Genomic DNA, 19,199 nt, shown 5'->3' with positions numbered 1-19,199 from the left:
GAATGAGTCATTGGGGGCGCTCAACTCCCCGAATGACTCATTCAGGGCCTTCAAGTACCTCAATGACTCATTCGGGGCAAAAACGCCTGTATTGCGCGGGCTGCAGTGGGACTGTTAGTTTGACTGCAGCCTCACGACGGAAGGGCCCACCGATGACCGACAAGCCCCTGGAGATCGCGATCCTGGTCTGCCCCGGTTTCATGCAGATCGACGTGGTCGGCTTCCACACGATCATCAGCATGATCCCCGGCGCGAACGTGCACCTGGCCTGGAAGAACCGGGACGAGATCGCGGGCGCGCCGCACTTCCCGACCCGCGCCACAACCACCTTCGCCGACTGCCCGAAGGACCTCGACGTGCTCTTCGCCGGAGCCGTGCCGCCGGAGGTCATGGAGGACGCCGAAACCCTGGAGTTCCTCGCGGACCGGGGAAGCCGGGCGCGGTGGGTGGCGGGGGTGTGCGCGGGTTCGCTGCTGCTCGGCGCCGCCGGACTGCTGCGCGGCTACCGCGCGACCACGAACTTCCAGCTCCACGACAGGCTGCCGCTGGTCGGCGCGATCCCGGAGCGCGGCAACGTGGTCGAGGACCGCAACCGGATCACCGCGGGCCCCGCGACCGGCTGCCACGAGATCGGTTTCCGGCTGGTGCAGGACCTGGCCGGGGACGAGCTGGCGATGATCGCCGAGCTGGCCTCCGAGTACGCGCCGAAGCCGCTGTTCGGCGTCGGCACCCCGGAGCTGGCCGGGCCCGGGCTGACCGCGCGCACGCTGGCCTTCTCCGAGCGGCTGGTCACCGGCCTGGGACACTCTGCCGGTGGCCGAGGATGAGAACACGTCGTCGACGGTGATGCTGCTGGTCGTCGCGGGCCGGGAGCTGCAACGCCGGGTCGACGCGGCGCTCGGCGAGCTCGGCCTGACCATGCGGCACCTCGGCGCGCTCGGCCACGTCGCGCGCAACCCGGAGGTCTCCTACAGCGATCTCGCCCGCCGCGCGGGGATCACCACGCAGAGCATGCGCGCCACGGTCCTCATGCTGGAGGACCAGGGCGCGGTCAGGCGCACGCTGGCCGGGCACGGGCACCCCGCCCGGCTGGATCTCACCGACCAGGGCCGCGAGCTGTTGGCCAAGGCGAAGGCCGTGATCTCCGGCCTCGACGAGGACGTGCGGGCGAAACTGGAACCGGGCCAGGACGACGCTCTGCGCGCCGCCCTGGCCCGGACTCTCGAGGGTTAGCGCCGCCTGCGCAGGTTGTCCAGGGCCAGCGCGCCCGGACCGAGGACCGCGATCAGCAGGAACACCCAGCTGTAGATGGCCGCCAGCTCACCCATGTTCGAGATCGGGTGCAGCGCCATCGGCTGGTGCACGACGAAGTACGCGTAGGCCATCGCGCCGGAGCACAGCACCGCCGCGTACCTGGTGAACAGGCCGATCAGGACGAGCGCGCCACCGGCCAGCTCGATCACGCCGCCCCACCAGCCCGGCCACGAGCCGAACGGCACCGTCCCGCCCGCGCCGTCGACGCCGCCGAACCAGCCGAACATGCCCTGGCCGCCGTGGCTGACGAAGAGGAAGCCCGTCACGACGCGCACTGCCGCGAGCACGCCCGCGTCGAGCTGGGCCTTGGTGATCCGACGGGTCTTCGTGTTCTCCGACATGACTTGTCCTCCTCGTTCACGACCTCGCTTCTACCCATGCGTCGAACGGGCGCGACCCGGATCGACACGTCGCCGGACATTCTTCCCGGAATTTTTCGGGATGAGCGCGAACACCCCCAGCGCCATGATCATCATCAGCGCGCTGACCCACACCGGGGACCGGAACCCGAGCCCGGCGTCGATGGCCAGCCCGCCGAACCAGGGGCCCACGGTGTTGCCGACGTTGAACGCGGCGGTGCTCAACCCACCGGCCAGCGTCGGCGCGAACCCGGCCAGGTAGAACACCCGCGAGGTCAGCACGGGCGCGATGCCGAAGGCGAGCAGCCCCTGGACGAACACGAGCGCGACCGCGACCACGGCATTGCCCGCGGTCAGCGCCAGCACGGCCCAGCCGAGCGCGAGCGCGGCCATCCCGGCCCCGAGCACGGTCAGCGGGCGCGCGTCGGCGATGCGCCCGCCCACCGTGATCCCGATGAACGACCCGATGCCGAAGAGCACCAACGTGCCCGGAATCCACCCGGCTCCGAGCCCCGCGACCTCGGTCACCAGCGGAGCGAGGTAGGTGAACGTGCAGAACGTCGCGCCCTGGACCAGCGCGTTGAGCGCGTACGCGACGACGAGCGGCTTGCTGAACAACGGCTTCAGCTCGACGCGCGCCACCGGCCCCGGAGCGCTCGGCGGCAACGTCGCCAGCACGGCGATCACGGACAGCGCCGACAGCACCGCGACCGCCCAGAACGCCGCGCGCCACCCCAGGTGCTGGCCGAGGAAGGCTCCACCGGGCACACCGGCGACGCACGCGAGCGTGGTCCCACCGACCACAACGGACATCGCGCGGGCTTTGGCGTTCTCACCGGCCATGCCGATCGCGGCGGTGGCTGCGACCGCCCAGAACGCCGCGCACGCGAGCGCGCCGAGCACCCGCGTCACCATCAGCACGGCGTAGTCAGTGGCGACGGCCCCGACGACGTGCACGACCGCGAAGGCGACCAGAAACGCGCCGAGCGCGCGGCGTCGCTCCCAGCGCATCGTGAGCACCGCCAACGGCGGCCCGCCCACGACCATGCCGATGGCGAACGCCGAGGTCAGCATCCCCGCGTCGGGGATGGAGACGGCGAGGTCGGCGGCGATGGCCGGTACCAGGCCGGACAACATGAACTCGGACGTGCTGATGGCGAAGACCGCCACCCCCAGCACGTAGACGGCGAAGGGCATGACGAAGTACTCCCTGCTTTTACGGAGTCGACCCGGAAAAGGACCGCGGGAGCTGGAGGAAGATGAGGTGAAGTCGACCGCGGTCCACGACGCGGTGACCCGATGGGTGTCAGCAACAGCCACCGGATGACCGGTGGCTAGGCTCTGGAGGCCTCGGGGCTCGACACGGGACAAGACGCTAGCAGAGCGTGTCGAGTACTTAAGCTGAGTTCATGACCCGAGTTCTGATCACCGGCGCCTCCGGACTGCTCGGCACGGCCGTGCGGCAGCGGCTCGAAGCCGTGGGCCACACCGTGATTCCGTGTCACCACAACAAGAACTCCGCCGGAGAACGGCTGGACATCACCAGCGCCGACTCGGTGTCGGAGGTCTTCGGCCGTGCGGAGCCGGAGCTTGTAGTGCACTGCGCGGCCATCCCCGACGTCGCGCGGTGCGAGAAGGAACCGGAGCGTGCACGGCTGGTCAACGTGATCGGCACGGAGTTGGTCACTGAGCATGCGACGCGCATCGGAGCGCGCGTCCTGCACGTGTCCACCGACTGGGTCTTCGCGGGCGATGGCGAGGGCGACTATCGCGAAACCGACTCCCCTGACCCCGCCCAGGAGTACGGCAGGTCCAAGCTCGCCGCCGAGCGGGCCGCGGCCAAGGCGCCGTCAACGCTGATCGTCCGCGTGCCGCTGCTCTACGGCCTCAGCGCGGAACCACGCCCGACCTGGCCCGCCCAGGTGCTGGCCAAGCTGGGTCGCGGCGAGGAGTTGCGCACCGACGACGAGGAGATCCGCCAGCCCGCGCTCGTCGACGACGTCGCTCGCTGTTTCGCCGAGCTGATTTCTTTGGGCGCCAAGGGAATCGTCCACATCGCTCCGGCGGAGAAGCACACCAAGCTCGCCTGGTCCCGCCTGCTCGCCGAGGCGGTCGGCGCCGATCCCGGCCTGATCCGCGTCGCCCCGCGCCCCGAGTGGCCGAACCGCCCGCTGCGCGCCACCCTCCGCACCGACCGGCTCGCCGAGCTGGGGGTGACCCCGCCTCGCGGCGCCACCGAGGTCGCCGAGCTGCTGACCTAGCTCCGACATGTTATGCATGAGTCATGCATGAATCGACCCGAACGGAGAACCTGCTCGGCGCGACGGCCCTGGCCGTCACCGATCTGATGACCAGCACCAGCGGTGCCGCCGCGCTGACCGTCCTGGCGACATCGCCCCAGCTCAGCGTGACCGCGCTGGGGCGCCAGATAGGTCTGACCCAGTCGGCCGCCGCACGCATGGTCGATTCCCTCCAGGCCGCCGACCTGGTCGAACGCCGCCCCGCGAAGGGCCGCGAGGTCGCCGTCGCGCTGACCGCGAAGGGTGAGAAGGCCGCCGCTGACCTTCTCACCACGCGGACGACGGTCCTGTCCGACGTGCTCGCGGCCCTCGACGACGGGGAACGCGCAACGCTGGACACCCTGCTCGCCAAACTGCTCACCCGCCTCTACCACCGCGTCGGCGACGCCGACCTGTTGTGCCGCCTGTGCGACCGCGACAGCTGCACCGCGGGCGCTCCCTGCCCGGTCGGCCAAGCCGAACGAGCCTGACCGTGGGCACGCTCCTGGCTCTGGCGTCAGCCGTGGGCTACGGCGTCGCCGACTTCGCGGGCGGCCTGCTGTCGCGCCGAATCCCGTTCGCCACCGTCGCCTTCCTCGGTCAACTGGGCGGAGTCCTCCTGGCCGCCATCGCGTTGGTCACGCCCGGCTCACCCTCCACAGTGGACATTCTGTGGGGCGGGCTGTCCGGCGTCGGAACCGGTGTGGGAATGCTGTTCCTGTTCCGCGGCCTGAGCCGGGGCGCCATGTCCGTCGTCGTCCCCACGAGCGCGGTCGGCGGCATGGTGCTGCCGGTCCTCGTCGGCGTCGCCCTGCTCGGCGAGCGCCCGTCCCTCCTGTCCTGGCTGGGCATCGCGGTGGCCGTCCCCGCCCTCTGGCTGGTCTCCGCGTCCGGCGGCGCCGACAACGCCGTGTCGGACGGCTTGATCGCGAGCGTCGGCATCGCCACCCAGTACCTCGCCCTGGCCCAGGCCAGTCCCGACGCGGGCTTGTGGCCCGTCTTCGCGGGTCGCGTCACCGGCCTCCTCACCGTTGCCCCCCTGCTCATCGCAACCCGCCAGATCCCACGCCCCCGCAGCGCCTTGGCCTGCTGCGCCGCCGGTGCCGCCGCGGGGTTGGCGCTCGTCCTCTTCCGCTTGGCAGCCGAGCGAGAACTCGTCGCGATCGCCGTGGTGCTGTCTTCGCTCTACCCGGTCATCCCGGTGTTGCTGGGCATCACCGCGCTCCGCGAGCGCCTGTCGCGGCGCCAAGCCCTCGGTCTCCTGGGCGCGGCGATCGCGATCCCGCTCCTGGCCCACCCGTAGCCGGACCACCCGCAAAACATGGTTGCGCCGCCCCAATCCGGGTATCAGGCAGTCAGCAACCCCCGAACAGGAGGAGAACGACGGTGACCCACGACCCGATCCCGGGCAGCTGAGCATGTCGAAGCTGCCGTCCCACGTACGCCCGGACAGCCCGACGGACCTGCCGAAGCGCTCCTGGTTCGCCGTGCTGAAGCGGACCGTGCGCGGGTTCGGGGACGACAACCTGAGCGACTGGGCGGCGGCGCTGACCTACTACGGCGTGCTGTCCCTGTTCCCTGGGCTGATCGTGGTCACGTCCGTGCTCGGACTGCTCGGACCCGAGGCGACGCGGACGCTCACCGACAACATCAACGCTCTCGTTCCGGGGCAGGGCAAGGAAATCCTGCTGACGGCCCTCACCGAGCTCCAGCAGAACCAGGGGCTCGCCTGGCCGTTGGCGGTGCTCGGCGTCGCGGGTGCGTTGTGGTCGTCGTCGGCCTACATCGCGGCGTTCATGCGCGCTTCGAACGCCGTCTACGACACCGAGGAGGGCCGCCCGGCGTGGAAGACGATCCTGCTGCGGCTCGCGTTGACGATCGCGATCGTCGTCCTGCTGGCGGTGTGCGCGATCGGCGTCGTGGCGACCGGGACGATCGCCGAGCAGGCCGGCCAGCTGCTCGGTGTCGGCTCCACCGGGGTCCTCGTGTGGGACATCGTGAAGTGGCCGGTGATCGTGCTGCTCGTCAGCCTCGCGTTCGCGTTGCTGTACTGGGCGGCGCCGAACGTCGACCACCCGCGGCCGGGGTTCCGCTGGCTCAGTCCCGGCGGCCTGCTCGCGGTCGGGCTGTGGCTGCTCGCCTCGGCCGCTTTCGCCTTCTACCTGGCCAACTTCGACTCCTACAACAAGACGTACGGCTCGCTCGGCGGGGTGATCAGCTTCCTGGTGTGGCTGTGGATCTCCAACCTCGCCGTGCTGCTCGGCGCCGAGTTCAACGCCGAGCTCGCCAGGGGCCGGCGGATCGAGGCGGGCGAACCCGCCGAGGAAAGGACAGTGTGATGACCACCCAGCCGCACACCGCACGCCCGCAACCGACCACCAAGAACAAGACGGAGCAGGTCGCGGACAAGGTCGAGGAGAACATGGGCACCTTGCGGGACAAGGCGTCCGAGGCCAAGGACCGGATCGAGCAGAAGCTTCCGCCGGAGGTCTCCGGCAAGGTCGAGCAGATCATGGCGGAGGCGAAGCGGCACCCCGTCAAGGCGGCGCTGGTGAGCCTCGGCGCGCTGTCCATCCTGCGCAGGCTGGTGCAGCGCAAGCGGAAGTAACACCGGACCGGCGGCGGGATCCCACCCCCGATAGGGGTCCCGCCGCCTCTCACCACCTCGCGCGCAACGCGGCGAGTTCCTCCGCGGTCAGCACCACTCCCAGGTCCCGCAACGTCGAGTCCAAAGTGGACACTGTGACCTCGGTCGAGGTGACCGTGCCGTCCGGCCGCTCCACGGTCAGCGTGTGCCCGACGAGGCGGCGGCTGAGCCCGGGTTCCAGGCGCATCACCACGGTCTGCCCGGTGAACGGCGACTTCGGGTGGGTCGAGACGTAGTGGTGGGCGACCTCGTAGTCGATCCGCCGCCGCTCGATCAGGTCGAAGCCGTACAGGACCTCCCACTCCGCGCCCGCCCGCTTCGACAGGACCCACCAGCCGTTGTCGTCCTCCAGCCGCAGCTCCCACCCGCCCTGGTCGACGATCACCCCGTCCCGCAACGGGATCGGGTGGAGCATGTTCGCGCCGTAGCCGATGTCGGTGAGGTAGTCCCGCCCCTCCGCACTCACCACGAGCATCATGTGCGTGTGCGGCCCGGACCGGTCGGCCTTGCCCCTGGCCATCAACCGCCGCACCCGGTAGCCGAGCCGTTCCAGCACCCCGGCGAAGAGCATCTGGTGCTCGTAGCAGTACCCGCCGCGGTCGCGGCGCAGGACCTTCTCGTTGATCACCGAGACGTCGATGCCCTTGTGCCGCCCCAGCACCACGTCGATGTTCTCGAACGGGATCGCGCGCACGTGCGCCTCCGCCAATGACCGCAACGCGGCGGCGGTGGGAGCCCCCACGGGAGGGTGGCCGGTGCGGGCCAGGTACCCGTCGAGGTCGACGTCGGCGAGGTTCCACTCGTCGGTCCCGGTCGGCTTCTTCTCGGTCGGCTTCTTCTCGGTCAACGGAGTCATGACCACAGCCTCACACCTACACCAAAGTTGAGGTCAAGCCGTCGCGTAGGCTGTCCCCGGGCCGTGACTGGCGCTGGAGGTGGGGCACCACCGGGGAGCGGCCCGACCGGGGAGAACCGGTCCGAGCCGCGCGCCTGGGTGATCAGCGACCGTGACGACGCCACCCAGGGAGCCCCCGTGAGCAGCACCGTGATGTCCGGCACCGAACTCGCCGCCACCATCGTCAAGGAGACCGCGGAGCGCGCCGCCAAGTTCGAGCGCCGCACCGGGACCAAGCCGTGCCTGGCCACCGTGCTGGTCGGCGACGACCCGGCCTCGGTGACCTACGTGAAGATGAAGCGCAACCGCTGCGCGAAGGCCGGGATCACCTCGCGGCACGTCCCGCTCCCGGCGGAGACCACCACCGAGCAGCTCGTCGCCGCCGTCCGCGAGCTCTCCGAGGACCCGGCCGTGCACGGAATCCTGTTGCAGCACCCCGTTCCCGCGCACATCGACGAGCGCGCCGCGTTCGAGGCGATCGCGCCGGAGAAGGACGTGGACGGCGTCACCATGCACTCCTTCGCGGCGATGTCCTTCGCCGAGCCCGGTTTCGCCTCCTGCACGCCGGGCGGCATCATGCGGCTGCTCGACGCCTACGAGGTGGACCCGAGGGGCAAGCACGCGGTGGTCATCGGCCGCAGCCCGATCCTCGGCAAGCCCGCCGCGATGCTGTTGCTGGCCAGGGACGCCACGGTCACCGTGTGCCACTCCAGGACCGAGGACCTGCCGTCGATCGTCCGCACCGCCGACATCGTGGTGGCCGCGGTCGGCAAGCCGGAGTTCGTCCGCGGCGACTGGATCAAGCCGGGCGCGGTGGTGATCGACGCGGGCTACAACGAGGGCAACGTCGGTGACGTCGCCTACGCGGAGGCCCTGCCGCACGCCGCGCTCGTCACGCCGGTCCCGGGCGGCGTCGGCCCGACCACGATCGCGCTGTTGCTGGAGCAGACGGTCACCGCCGCGTTCGCGGCCTCGTAGGCTGGCGGGCATGGACGACGAGCCCGACATCGCGCTGGGGGACCCCGCCGACCTGCTGGCGGGGTACCTCGACTACTACCGCGCCGAGGTGCTGCGGAAGATCGACGGGCTCGGCGAGGCCGACCTGCGGTCCTCGCGGGTGCCGTCCGGGTGGACGCCGATCGGCCTGGTCAACCACCTCGCGCACATGGAGCGGCGGTGGCTGCGCTGGGGTTTCCGCGCCGAGCGGGTGGAGGACCCCTGGGGCGACAGCGGAAACTGGACGCCGGAGACCCCGACCGCCGAGGTGATCGCCTTCTACCGGGAGCAGGCCGAGCACTCCCGGAAGATCGCCGCGAGCGCGGGCCTGGCCGACCTGGCCCAGGCGGGCGGGCGCTTCACCGAGGACGACCGCCCCACCCTGGGCTGGATCCTGTTCCACGTGCTCCAGGAGTACGCGCGGCACGCCGGCCACCTCGACATCGCCCGCGAACTCACCGACGGCTCCGTCGACTAACCCGCGCCCCCGCACTCCGCCCACCAAGTAAACTCAGCCCATGCACTCCACCCGCCCGCACACCCCAACCCCCGCGGGCGCCGTCTAAAAATCCCGTTTCGTACTCATAACGGGAAAAAGAGCGCTCCCATAACCCGTTTTGAGTACGAAACGGGATTTTGGGCTGCGCGGGTGATGATCTGAGGGGGCGGCACGATCGGTGGGCGACACGATCACGATGGTCGTCAGTACGGCGACTACCAGTTGGCCAGCAGCCGTTCCCATCCACCGAGAACGGTCCAGAGGACGATGTAGAGCAAGGCACTCAGCAGCCCCAGGACGAGGACGACTGCCGCGACCAACGCGGCGAAGGCCAACAGGGCGTACGCGACTGCCTTACCTGCTCTGGACATGTGCTGAGGGTCCGGCGAGCGTCCCCGATCCACATCCGTGGAACTACCTAGCGCCCGGCCAGGCCCAGCAGGAAGTCGCGCTGCGCGCCCGGCGGCAGGGTCGCGGCGATCACCACGGCGAGCGCGGAGCACCACACCAGCACCCGGTCACCGTCCACTTCGGACAAATCAGAGGTGAGCCTGGTGATCCGCCGCTCCAGCTCGGCGAGCGTGTCCACGGTCGGCGTCAGCACCCAGTCCACGAGGTCGAACGTGACGTCGCCGATCGTCGGGCGCGGGTCGATGGCGACCAGCCCGTGCGGCCCGCGCAGGACGTTGCGGGCGTGCAGATCACCGTGCACCAGCCCCTGCGGCCCGCCGTACGTCAGCTCGATCCCCTTGCCGGTCAAGGACTCCAGCTCGGGAGCACGGCGGATCGTCAGCTCCGCCATGAACTTCACCCGCTCCGAGAGGTGCGGCAACCCGGTCGCGGGCACGTCCACGTCCTCGCGCAGGGAGCGCAACACCTCGAAGGGGATCAGGTCGGGCTCGTCCTCGATCATGGTCCCCGGGTCGATCGCGGGCAGCAGCAACGCGCCCGCGTCGAGGTCGTCGGCGAGCACGTCCACCATGTGCGGCGACCGGCGCCACGCGCGCAGGGCGATCAGCTCGGTGGCGGCGACCTCCCGGTCCGGGGTGAGCTTCAGGAACGCGCGCGAGCCGTCCTCGCGGCGGCACCGGTACACCCGCGACGTGCCGCCCACCGCGACGGCCTGCTCGACGGTGAGGTCCCACCGCGCGCACAACGACTCCACCAGCGCGGGCAGCGCGTCCAGCCACGCCACCGCCGAAGGTCCGAACCGGACCGTGAACTTGCGCCGAATCGAGTCGTCCACCGTCACGCGTCGATAATCACATCGCTGGTCGGAACGGAGCAACACAAAAGAATCCGGTTGTTGCCCTGCGCCAGCACGGGATCGGCGAGGTATGCGGTCGAACCGCCGCTCAGCCGCCGCACGCACGTGTCACAGGCGCCCGCCCGGCACGCCGACGACACGTCCACACCGGACTGCTCGGCGAGTTCGAGCAAGGTGCCGCACTCCGCCTTCCACTGCGCTTCGACGCCGCTCTCCGCGAACAGCACCCGGAACGGGCCGGGCTCCGGCGGCGGCGTCCGCTCCCCCGAGGTCGCGAGCGGAGAGACGAACACCTCCTGGTGAATCCGCGAGTCCGGAACTCCTGACGCGACAAGGGCTGCACGCATCGCGCGCATGAACTCGACCGGCCCGCAGAGGTATACCGAGTCGCCCGGAGATGCCGCAGCGACAACGGTGTCCGCGTCCAGGCGACGCGGGCTGCGGAACAACCGAGCATCCGGCACCAACTCCTTCGCCTCGGCCCACAACGCGGGCGACTCCTCGCGAGCCGCGTGCAGCAGCGTGACCGGCCGGTCCCCCGCCGCGCGGATCATCGTCAACATCGGCGTGATCCCGATTCCCGCGCTCACCAACAACAACGGCGAGGACTCCGAGTCCAGGCACATGGTCCCGAACGGCCCGGTGATGATCAGCTCCGACGGCTCCGTGTCGTGCAGCAGCCCCGACACCACGCCGTCGCGCTTCACACTAATCCGCAGCTGGTCGCCCTCGACGGCCGACACCGTGTACGCCCGCCACCGTCCACTGTGGTGGATTCGAATGTGTTGCCCGGCAAGCGGTTCTGGCCGCACTCCCGCGAGTGGGTCGCTCAGCCAGAAACTGGTCACCGATGCGCTCTCCCGCACCCGCCGGACCACGCGCGCCGGGCGAGGCCACTGCTGCGCGGGTGGCGCGTTGTACGGCTCGGTGGCCGCGAGGGCGGCTCCGGGCGCGGGCCCGAGGTCGACGATCGGATCACCCGCTGCCACGCGTCCCACGACTACGACCCGTGCGTAGACACCGCAGTAGATGTGTCCGTAGTCGCGCGCCAACAGGGCGGGCACGTTCGTGACCTCCTCGCCGGTGACGGGGTGGACGGACGTGGTCGCGCAGCGGTCGATGGGCCGCAGCACCTCCAGCTCCGCCTGCCCGACCCGGATGCGCCTGCCGATGAGACCGAACTCCGCCCACGGCTCGAGGTCCGAGAGGTAGAAGTTGGCGCGGAAGGACAGCGGGTCGATGCCGTGCCCCAGCGACGCGATCGTGGCTTTGTTGATCAAGGAGACGCCCGCGTCGGAGTAGTCCCAGTACCCGTTGCTCGCGCGCACCAGGCGCGGCGTCGCCCCGGGAAACCAGTCCGCCAGCACTGCGTCGGCATCGGCCAGGTCGTCCAACGGGATCTCCACCGGAACCCCACCGGGCCGGCTCATCGACAGCGCTGTGCCGTCGAAGTCGATCCCGAACAACGGAAGTCCTTGGAACGGCCCGGTGCGCACGAAGGCGTGGCACGTGGTCCACGCTCCGTCCTCGGCGACGTCCCGGCCACCGTGCGCCACGGCGAGGTGCCGGTCGAAAGGCACTCCGCGGCCGGGCAGCAGCACCGTCTCCGGCACCTCCTGCCCGGAGAAGCCCTTCACCGGATACCGATAAACCCCGTCGAGCCGCATGACAGGAAATCCTAGATACCGCGCACGCGGTTCGGGCGCGCGATCAGCGCTGGAGGCGCGGCCACGCCGCGCGCGCGACGCCTATCGTGCAGTCATGCAGATCGACGACGTGGACCGAGCGATCCTGGCCATCATCCAGCGGAACAACCGGACGATCGCCGAGGACATCGGCGCGGAGGTCGGCCTGTCCTCGGCGGCCGTGCAGCGGCGGATCAAGCGGCTGCGCGAGAACGGCACGATCAGCGGCGAGGTCGCCGTGCTCGACCCGCGCGCGCTCGGCCAGGTCATGACCTTCGTCGTGCTGGTGGAGCTGGAGCGGGAACGCGCGCACCTGCTCGACGAGCTGCGGCGGCGGTTCCTCGACGAGGAGCACGTGCAGCAGTGCTACTGCGTCACCGGCCAGATCGACTTCGTCCTGGTGATCAGCGCGCGGGACATGGCCGAGTTCGACGCGGTCACCAAGCGCGTGCTCTTCGACAACCCCACCGTCCGGCGCTTCACCACCAACGTCGTGCTGGACCGGGTGAAGGTCGGCCTCACGGTGCCGACCGGCTGAGCCGCTCCAGGGGCCCGGCGAGGCGCTCCGCGAGCGAGGCGTCGACCAGCTCCGCCTCGATCAGCAGCGCGTCCGTGGCGACTCCGAAAGCCCGCCACAGCTCGGAGATCTCCAACGAGCGGACGAGCGCGCCGGACACGATCTCGGTGGCCGCGGCGGGCAGCTTGTCCGTGCCCCGCCCCTGGTTCGCGGGCAGCCCGTGCCGCACGCACGCCAGCGCCAGCACGTGGTCTCGCAGACCGCTGATCATGTACTCCGCCTGCCACACCCGGCCGCGCTCGATGCTCGACCGCGCGTGCAACGCGTGGAGCCACCCCATGCCCAGCAACGGCACGGGATCGGCGGCCTCCTGCTGCGGTTGTTCCCGCGCCGTGCCGAAAACGAGCCGGAAGGTGGGCGCGAGAGCGCCGAACTCCTCGACCGGCGCGAACGCGATGTCCACCTGCAAAGTGTTGTCCAGCAAAAAAACCCTGTACACCGTGGAGCGGAACCCGACATCGGTGTGGTGCACCGCGCCGTGTTCGCGGTACATCAACTCCGTCCAGTCACCGAGCACCGCGTCCACGCCGCCCTCGACACCGAGCGCGAGATCCACATCGGACCACCGGTCCTCCGCTCCCACCGACGCGGAGCCCGTCAGCGCGGCCCCGGTGATCCGCCCGTCCGCGCGAGCCGCCTCGATCAGGCTGTCCCGCAACCGGTTCCGTTCCTCGACGGTGAACATGCCCGCCACCTTACGAGAACGGCCGTTCCCGGCCCGCGGTGATCACTCTGCGCAATCGATTTTGCAATCCGCACCGGATCGATCAAGGCATCGATACAGCAAGGTCCACTTTGGACGAGGCGAGCCGGTGCCCCTGTGCCGCAAGCGATCTCGGGCGCGCTGCGACGCATGGCGGCACGCGCTCTCACCGAGACCGACGATGGCGCCGCAGCCTCCTGGCGCTTACGGTGAGCACATGTCTCAACACGCCACGGCGGTCTCGATCGACTACTTCCTGCAAGTGGAACGCGCCGTACTGGACCACGCGATCCTGGTGGAACGACTCGACCTCGGGGCCGACCACCGCGCGGACTCCGTCCGGATGGACCTCGCGGGCAGCTCGGTCGCGGCCTGCTGGACCCCGCGCGCCGGTTGGTCGGTCGCGGTCCGGTCCGCCTTCGACGTCGACGCCGAGCCCACCGACCACCAGTACCTGAGCCCCTCGCCCGCCCAGGCCGCGCCCGCCCCGATGGTGGTGGCGAAGTTCATCGCGGACAACTACCGGGCACACCCCCTGGGTAAGTAGCTCTTTCACTGTGGAGTCAAGTTCTTTCCCAACGAGTGGTACATCGAAACGATGACGACTCTGGTGGCGATCACCACGGTGTAGGGAGACTCACAGCCCGCGCCGGTGACGGCGGGGGGAAGGAGGAAAGTGCCATGGGAAGGACGACGACACGACAGAGCGTGGTGCCGTTTCCGCGCAGCGCGGAAGCCCCGGCCGACACGCACAACACCGCGGTCTGGGCCCGCTGGTCCTGGCTGGGCGACGAGCCCCGCGAGACCGAGCCGCACATCGTGCGCGGATCGGACTGAGGAGGATCGGACCGGCCTGAACCAGGTTGCCTCCGCCCGATCCGGGTAGCCGAAATGGAGATCGTTCTCCACGACGGCCGGAGGTGGCGCACGTGAACGGGGTATCCGCTCGGCGACAGGAGCCGCGCCTCGCAGGCGAGGAACCCGACCTGATGCGGCAGTACCTCAACCAGATCGCCGCTACACCGCTGCTCACCGCCGAGCAGGAGGTGTGGCTGGCCAGGAGGATCGAGGCCGGCGTCTACGCCAGGCACCTGCTCGACCGGGGCGCGCACCGGGGCCGCGCCGCCTCGGAGCTGGAGCTGGTGGCGCGGGACGGGGCCGAGGCCAAGGCGCACATGATCCGCGCGAACCTGCGGCTCGTGGTCGCCACCGCGAAGAAGTACGCACGTCGCGGCGTAGGAGTGCTGGACGTGGTTCAGGAAGGCAACCTCGGCCTGATCCGCGCGGTGGAGAAGTTCGACTACACAAAGGGTTTCAAGTTCTCCACCTACGGCACGTGGTGGATCCGGCAGGCCATCGACCGCGGTATGGCCGAGCAGGGCCGCACCATCCGGCTCCCCGTGCACGTCGTCGAGACGCTGTCGAAGCTGGCGAAGGTCGAGCGCGAGCTCCAGTCCCGCCTGGACCGCGAACCCACCGCCCAGGAAGTCGCGATCACCGCGGGCGTTCCCGTGCACAAGGTCGTCGAGCTGCGCCGCGTCGGCCGCGAGTCGCTGAGCCTGGACAGCCTGGTCGGCACCGACGGGGAAACCCGCGTGGGCGACCTGATCCAGGACACCGAGGTGCTCTCCGCCCCCGACGTGATCGAGTACCGGGCGCTGGCCAACGAGCTGCGCGCGGTGATCGAGCAGCTCCCGCCCCGCGAGGCGTTGATCATCACGATGCGCTACGGCCTCAACGACGGCCGCCAGCGCACCCTCCAGGAGATCGCCGACCACCTGGGCCTGACCCGGGAACGGATCCGGCAGCTGGAGAAGGAGGCGATGCGGCGGCTGCGCGATCCGCAGCGGCACCAGGGCCTGCTGGACTGGGCGAGCTGACCTGTGTTTCACAAATTAGTGAATGATGTGACACGGGTAAACTCCTCGGCGACCCCGGCAGGCTGGAGGCGAGATGACCGTGGAGGACTCCGGATTCGGCGACGAGGAGTTGGCCTCGTTCATCGAGCGGTCGGCGGCGATGCTCTCCGATGTCGGCTGGCCCAGGATGCCCGCGCGCGTCTTCATCGCGCTGCTGGTCAGTGACTCCGGCAAGCTGACCGCGGCCGAGCTGGCCGAGGCGCTGCGGGTGTCTCCCGCGGCGATCTCCGGGGCGGTGCGTTACCTCAGCGACACCCAGATCGCGGTGCGCGACCGCGAGCCCGGCACCCGCCGCGACCACTTCCAGGTCTCCGGCGCCATGTGGCAGCAGACCGTGCTCAGCCGCAAGCGGATCTTCGAGCGCTGGGCGGAGGTGCTGGCCGAGGGCATCGAGGTGCTGGGCGAGCACACGCCCGCGGGCGAGCGGATGACCGAGACGCTGGCGTTCTTCCGGTTCATGGAGACCGAGATGCCGAGACTGCTGGCGAAGTGGCAGGAGCGCCTCGCCGAAAAAGGGGATTAGCGCCGAAGGGAAACGGACGCTATAGTCGGCTCCGCATGCGCAAAATAAGGAGCAGCATTCAGCCGCTGCACCTGATTGTAAGGGAGAAGGGTCCGGTTGTCAACCGTCTCGAATGCGCCGGAAACGGGCGAGACCACCGCGCTCGCCGCTGAGCAGGATTACGTCGCCCGACTGTACGACCGCTTCGACACCCTGCGTGAGCAGGCACAACAGTTCCTCTCCTCGGCGCTTCGGCAGGTCCCGGACTCGGAGCAGGCGCACACCGAGAGAAATGCCGCGACCCGGCTCCACACCGAACAGCTGGCGCAGTACGCCGCCGCCGAAACGGGTTTGTGCTTCGGCAAGCTGGAATTCACCGACGAGACCGACCGCTATATCGGCCTGATGGGCATCCTCGACGAGGAAAACGACTACGAGCCGCTGCTGGTGGACTGGCGGGCCCCCGCGGCGCGGCCGTTCTACGTGGCGACCGGGGCGAGCACCGAGGGCGTCCGGATGCGCAGGCACCTGCGTATCCGCAAGCGCACCGTGATCGGCGTCGACGACGAGCTGCTGGATCTCTCCGGTGTCGAGGACGCCGACGATGTGACCGGCGAGACGGCGCTGCTGGCCGCGCTCAACGCCAAGCGCACGGGGCGGATGACCGACATCGTCCGCACCATCCAGGCCGAGCAAGACAACGTGATCCGCTCGCCGCTGCACGGGGTGCTGGTCGTGCAGGGCGGGCCCGGCACCGGCAAGACCGCTGTGGCGCTGCACCGCGCCGCGTACCTGCTGTACACGCACCGCGAGCAGCTGGCGAAGCGCGGTGTGCTCGTGGTCGGCCCGAACCCGGCGTTCCTGAACTACGTCTCCCAGGTGTTGCCCTCGCTCGGCGAGACCGGGGTGCTGATGGCCACCGTCGGGGACCTGTTCCCGGATGTGCGGCCCCGGCTGACCGAGCCCGACGCCGCCGCCGAGATCAAGGGTCGTCCCGACATGGTGACCGTGCTGGCCAGGGCCGTCGCCGACCGCCAGCGCGTGCCGGACGAGCCGATGGAGATCGTTTTCGAGCGGGAGACGCTGTTGCTGGAGCCCGCCGCCGTGGAGCGGGCGAAGGCGGCCGCGCTGCGCCTGGGCACGCTGCACAACCGCGCCGAGCCGACCTTCGCCGCCGCGATCATCAAGGAGCTGACCCGGCTCGTCGCCGAGGGTTTGGGCGCGGACCTGCTGGAGGCGGGCGATCTCGCGGACATCTCCCGGGAGCTGCGCGAGGAGCCCGATGTGCTCGCCGCGTTGGACTGGTTGTGGCCCGTGTTGACGCCGCAGCGGCTGTTGAAGGAGCTCTACGCCTCCCCCGAGCTGCTGGAGTCGGCGTTCCCGCACCTGTCGGAGGAGGAGCGCGCTTTGTTGCACCGCCCCGAACACTTCGGTTGGACGCCTGCCGACGTGCCGGTGCTGGACGAGGCGATGGAGCTGCTCGGTGAGGACGATCGGGCCGCGAAGGCGCTCGCGGAGAAGAAGCGGCGGGAACGCCTGGAGTTCGCCGAGGGCGTCGTCGACATCATGCGCATCGACGAGGAGGTCGCCGATGACGACGTCCTCATGGCGATGAACATGATCACCGCCGATCACCTCGCCGATCGGCAGGAGCGGTCCAGCAACCTCACCACCGCCGAGCGCGCCGCGCAGGACCGCACGTGGACCTTCGGCCATGTGATCGTCGACGAGGCGCAGGAGCTGTCCGCGATGGCGTGGCGGCTGCTGATGCGGCGGGCCCCCGCGCGGTCGATGACCCTCGTCGGCGATGTCGCGCAGACCGGTGACCTGGCGGGCGCCGAGTCGTGGGAGCAGGTGCTGGCCCCGCACATGGAGAACCGCTGGCGGATGGAGGAGCTGACCGTCAACTACCGCACTCCCGCCGAGATCATGCGCGTGGCCACCGCCGTCCTCCGCGAGTTCGCCCCGCCGATCGCCGAGCCCAAGTCCGTGCGCAGCACCGGTGTCCCCCCGTGGTCCCTCCCGGTCACCACCGACGATCTCCCCGCCCGCCTCGCCGAGCTCGTCGAGAAGGAGTTGGCCGAGGTCGGCGAGGGCACTCTCGGCGTCATCATCCCCACCGCCCTCCGCGACGCGGTTTCTGTGCTTTCTCCTTCTGATCGCGTCAGTGTTCTCACCGTGCGCGAGGCGAAGGGCCTGGAATTCGACGCTGTCATCGTGGTCGAGCCCGCTTCGATCCGCGAGGAATCCCCGAAGGGTCTCAAGGATCTGTATGTCGCTTTGACGCGCGCAACCCAGCGACTGGGAATCGTGCATTCGACCCCGCTCCCGGATTCTCTTGCGGGGGCGCTCGCCTAGAACGGCGGGGCGGGTTCCGCGATCGGTTCCATTTCGGATTCGTAGACCCGCCCCTCCGGCGTCTTCCACACATGACGTCCGTCTTCCAGGTTCTGGCACTGCCAGCTGGTTTCGTGCTTCATCCGGTGGTGCCGCCGACACTTCGGCCGGAGGTTGTCGACTGACGTGTTGCTTCCGTCAAAGGGGCAGCAGTGGTCGAGGTCGCAGCGGTGCACCGGCTGTCGGCATCCGATCATCGTGCAGTGGGGGTAGCGGGCGGCAATCAGTTCCCGCTGCTTCGCGGTGGGCCGGTAGGTGGTGACGTCCTCGGCGATCCCGGTGACCGGGTCGGTCAGGATGCGCTTCCAGATCCCTCCTGCGGCGACATCCCGGGCGATCTTGATCGGCAGCGGCCCGTGCCCTTGCAGGATGGCCGGATCGTCGTCCATGCCGATCAGGGAGCTGATCGCCATGGTGAGGTTCACCGTCACCTGACCCTGCGCGGCACCGGTTTCCTTACCCAGCAACAGGTCCAGGGCCACGTCGACGCGTTTCTGATCCAGTGTTCGGCCGTCTTTGGGTAGGCCGCGTGCGATGGCGTCGATGTGATCAAAGGCCAACGCGGTGTCCAGGGCGGGCATGATCAACCGGAGTGATGCCATGCCGTCATCAAGGTTGGTCTTCTCCACCTTGCGTTGCTCGCGCTTCTCCTGGTGGCGGTGTTCGGCGGCGGTGGGGTCGAGCCGGTCGATGTAGCGGCGCGCGTACTGGCGGGTGGCGGAGTAGGCGTTGTTCTCCGCGTGCGCCAACAACGCTTCCTCAGCAGTGGCGGCCTGCACGGCCGAGAGGGGCTGAAGGAGTTCGACGATCATCAACGCTTTGCCTTCGTCGACGCGGCCTTCGGCCAGCGCCTGCAAGACCACCGGACGAGCGGTCAAATCGGCGGCTTTGGCCAGGAGTCGTGATGCTTTCTCCTTGGAGATCCGCAACAACGGCATCAGCAACTCCTCGGCGTACTCACGTTCAGCGGGCCGGAGCTGAGCGACATACTCCATCAACGCCACCAGGAATGCAACGACGGCTTTACCGACACCGGTGAACGTTGCCTTGACTTTCGCGTCAGTCACATCGAGGGTCATGTCTCCATTTTATCGCACAATAATAGTCGATCATGGCTCTAAAGGATGAATTGCCAGGCGCCCGAAAAGCCCGAAACGCAA

The 19,199-nt window shown here is 69.4% G+C and carries 23 protein-coding genes and 1 riboswitch; of the genes, 15 read left to right on the top strand and 8 right to left on the bottom strand.

The window, feature by feature from the left end:
* The first annotated feature begins 152 nt into the window (after positions 1 to 152).
* Positions 153 to 827, top strand: a complete 675-nt coding sequence (locus tag NLX83_RS39860; RefSeq protein ID WP_254240494.1) for a DJ-1/PfpI family protein — start codon at positions 153 to 155, stop codon at positions 825 to 827.
* Positions 814 to 1,233: a MarR family winged helix-turn-helix transcriptional regulator gene (locus tag NLX83_RS39855; protein WP_254240493.1), complete on the top strand. Its 420-nt coding sequence runs from the start codon at positions 814 to 816 to the stop codon at positions 1,231 to 1,233. Before NLX83_RS39860 ends, NLX83_RS39855 begins: the two co-directional genes overlap by 14 nt.
* On the opposite strand, the gene NLX83_RS39850 is transcribed toward NLX83_RS39855, so the two are convergent.
* Positions 1,230 to 1,655 (bottom strand): DoxX family protein, encoded by a 426-nt coding sequence (locus tag NLX83_RS39850; protein ID WP_254240492.1) that lies wholly within the window; start codon positions 1,653 to 1,655, stop codon positions 1,230 to 1,232. The genes NLX83_RS39855 and NLX83_RS39850 overlap by 4 nt on opposite strands.
* A 30-nt stretch (positions 1,656 to 1,685) precedes the next feature.
* Positions 1,686 to 2,870, bottom strand: a complete 1,185-nt coding sequence (locus NLX83_RS39845) for a Cmx/CmrA family chloramphenicol efflux MFS transporter (RefSeq protein ID WP_254240491.1) — start codon at positions 2,868 to 2,870, stop codon at positions 1,686 to 1,688.
* Positions 2,871 to 3,082: 212 nt separating this feature from the next.
* Here NLX83_RS39845 and NLX83_RS39840 point away from each other — a divergent pair, with 212 nt between their 5' ends.
* From NLX83_RS39840 to NLX83_RS39820, 5 genes are all read left to right on the top strand, one after another.
* Complete coding sequence (locus NLX83_RS39840) at positions 3,083 to 3,934, top strand: SDR family oxidoreductase (RefSeq protein WP_254240490.1); 852 nt, start codon at positions 3,083 to 3,085, stop codon at positions 3,932 to 3,934.
* A 23-nt stretch (positions 3,935 to 3,957) separates the two neighbouring features.
* Positions 3,958 to 4,443 carry a MarR family winged helix-turn-helix transcriptional regulator gene (locus NLX83_RS39835; RefSeq protein WP_254240489.1) on the top strand — a complete coding sequence of 162 codons (486 nt, stop codon included), beginning with the start codon at positions 3,958 to 3,960 and terminating at the stop codon, positions 4,441 to 4,443.
* 2 nt (positions 4,444 to 4,445) lie between these two features.
* The gene (locus NLX83_RS39830) at positions 4,446 to 5,255 is read left to right on the top strand and encodes an EamA family transporter (protein WP_254240488.1); all 810 of its coding nucleotides are present in this window, start codon (positions 4,446 to 4,448) and stop codon (positions 5,253 to 5,255) included.
* A gap of 115 nt (positions 5,256 to 5,370) precedes the next feature.
* On the top strand, positions 5,371 to 6,291 hold the full coding sequence (locus NLX83_RS39825; protein WP_254240487.1) for a YihY/virulence factor BrkB family protein: 921 nt from the start codon (positions 5,371 to 5,373) through the stop codon (positions 6,289 to 6,291).
* Entirely contained in the window at positions 6,291 to 6,560 is a 270-nt protein-coding gene (locus tag NLX83_RS39820) for a hypothetical protein (RefSeq protein WP_254240486.1), read from the top strand. The genes NLX83_RS39825 and NLX83_RS39820 overlap by 1 nt, the downstream gene beginning before the upstream one ends.
* 49 nt (positions 6,561 to 6,609) lie before the next feature.
* Here the strand turns inward: NLX83_RS39820 and NLX83_RS39815 are convergent, their stop codons facing one another.
* The gene (locus NLX83_RS39815; RefSeq protein ID WP_254240485.1) at positions 6,610 to 7,455 is read right to left on the bottom strand and encodes an arylamine N-acetyltransferase family protein; all 846 of its coding nucleotides are present in this window, start codon (positions 7,453 to 7,455) and stop codon (positions 6,610 to 6,612) included.
* A gap of 53 nt (positions 7,456 to 7,508) precedes the next feature.
* A riboswitch (ZMP/ZTP riboswitch) is annotated at positions 7,509 to 7,602 on the top strand.
* 30 nt (positions 7,603 to 7,632) lie between these two features.
* On the opposite strand from NLX83_RS39815, the gene NLX83_RS39810 reads away from it, so the two are divergent.
* The gene (locus tag NLX83_RS39810; RefSeq protein WP_308209510.1) at positions 7,633 to 8,472 is read left to right on the top strand and encodes a bifunctional 5,10-methylenetetrahydrofolate dehydrogenase/5,10-methenyltetrahydrofolate cyclohydrolase; all 840 of its coding nucleotides are present in this window, start codon (positions 7,633 to 7,635) and stop codon (positions 8,470 to 8,472) included.
* Between the two features lie 10 nt (positions 8,473 to 8,482).
* On the top strand, positions 8,483 to 8,968 hold the full coding sequence (locus NLX83_RS39805) for a DinB family protein (RefSeq protein ID WP_254240484.1): 486 nt from the start codon (positions 8,483 to 8,485) through the stop codon (positions 8,966 to 8,968).
* A gap of 236 nt (positions 8,969 to 9,204) precedes the next feature.
* Here NLX83_RS39805 and NLX83_RS39800 read toward each other — a convergent pair whose 3' ends face one another.
* The 3 genes from NLX83_RS39800 to NLX83_RS39790 are packed head-to-tail and all read right to left on the bottom strand — an operon-like array spanning position 9,205 to position 11,923.
* Positions 9,205 to 9,360, bottom strand: a complete 156-nt coding sequence (locus NLX83_RS39800) for a hypothetical protein (protein ID WP_254240483.1) — start codon at positions 9,358 to 9,360, stop codon at positions 9,205 to 9,207.
* A gap of 47 nt (positions 9,361 to 9,407) precedes the next feature.
* Positions 9,408 to 10,241: an aminoglycoside phosphotransferase family protein gene (locus NLX83_RS39795; protein ID WP_254240482.1), complete on the bottom strand. Its 834-nt coding sequence runs from the start codon at positions 10,239 to 10,241 to the stop codon at positions 9,408 to 9,410.
* Complete coding sequence (locus tag NLX83_RS39790; RefSeq protein ID WP_254240481.1) at positions 10,238 to 11,923, bottom strand: MOSC domain-containing protein; 1,686 nt, start codon at positions 11,921 to 11,923, stop codon at positions 10,238 to 10,240. The genes NLX83_RS39795 and NLX83_RS39790 overlap by 4 nt, the downstream gene beginning before the upstream one ends.
* A gap of 94 nt (positions 11,924 to 12,017) precedes the next feature.
* On the opposite strand from NLX83_RS39790, the gene NLX83_RS39785 reads away from it, so the two are divergent.
* On the top strand, positions 12,018 to 12,479 hold the full coding sequence (locus tag NLX83_RS39785; protein ID WP_254240480.1) for an Lrp/AsnC family transcriptional regulator: 462 nt from the start codon (positions 12,018 to 12,020) through the stop codon (positions 12,477 to 12,479).
* On the opposite strand, the gene NLX83_RS39780 is transcribed toward NLX83_RS39785, so the two are convergent.
* Positions 12,460 to 13,203 (bottom strand): nucleotidyltransferase domain-containing protein, encoded by a 744-nt coding sequence (locus NLX83_RS39780; RefSeq protein ID WP_254240479.1) that lies wholly within the window; start codon positions 13,201 to 13,203, stop codon positions 12,460 to 12,462. The genes NLX83_RS39785 and NLX83_RS39780 overlap by 20 nt on opposite strands.
* 235 nt (positions 13,204 to 13,438) lie before the next feature.
* On the opposite strand from NLX83_RS39780, the gene NLX83_RS39775 reads away from it, so the two are divergent.
* The 5 genes from NLX83_RS39775 (at position 13,439) to NLX83_RS39755 (ending at position 18,000) form a co-directional block, all read left to right on the top strand.
* Positions 13,439 to 13,768 carry a hypothetical protein gene (locus tag NLX83_RS39775; protein ID WP_254240478.1) on the top strand — a complete coding sequence of 110 codons (330 nt, stop codon included), beginning with the start codon at positions 13,439 to 13,441 and terminating at the stop codon, positions 13,766 to 13,768.
* Between the two features lie 134 nt (positions 13,769 to 13,902).
* Positions 13,903 to 14,058, top strand: coding sequence for a hypothetical protein (locus NLX83_RS39770; RefSeq protein ID WP_254240477.1), 156 nt, complete (start codon positions 13,903 to 13,905; stop codon positions 14,056 to 14,058).
* 92 nt (positions 14,059 to 14,150) lie between these two features.
* Positions 14,151 to 15,101: a sigma-70 family RNA polymerase sigma factor gene (locus tag NLX83_RS39765; RefSeq protein ID WP_308209507.1), complete on the top strand. Its 951-nt coding sequence runs from the start codon at positions 14,151 to 14,153 to the stop codon at positions 15,099 to 15,101.
* Positions 15,102 to 15,174: 73 nt separating this feature from the next.
* Positions 15,175 to 15,663 carry a GbsR/MarR family transcriptional regulator gene (locus NLX83_RS39760; RefSeq protein ID WP_254240475.1) on the top strand — a complete coding sequence of 163 codons (489 nt, stop codon included), beginning with the start codon at positions 15,175 to 15,177 and terminating at the stop codon, positions 15,661 to 15,663.
* A gap of 96 nt (positions 15,664 to 15,759) precedes the next feature.
* Positions 15,760 to 18,000 (top strand): HelD family protein, encoded by a 2,241-nt coding sequence (locus tag NLX83_RS39755; protein WP_254240474.1) that lies wholly within the window; start codon positions 15,760 to 15,762, stop codon positions 17,998 to 18,000.
* On the opposite strand, the gene NLX83_RS39750 is transcribed toward NLX83_RS39755, so the two are convergent.
* Positions 17,997 to 19,118 (bottom strand): HNH endonuclease signature motif containing protein, encoded by a 1,122-nt coding sequence (locus tag NLX83_RS39750; RefSeq protein WP_254240473.1) that lies wholly within the window; start codon positions 19,116 to 19,118, stop codon positions 17,997 to 17,999. The two genes, NLX83_RS39755 and NLX83_RS39750, sit on opposite strands and share 4 nt — an antisense overlap.
* Between the last annotated feature and the right edge of the window lie 81 nt (positions 19,119 to 19,199).

This window comes from Allokutzneria sp. A3M-2-11 16 (genome assembly GCF_024213555.1).
Taxonomy (GTDB): domain Bacteria; phylum Actinomycetota; class Actinomycetes; order Mycobacteriales; family Pseudonocardiaceae; genus Allokutzneria.
This window is presented reverse-complemented; position numbering and strand designations above follow the sequence as displayed.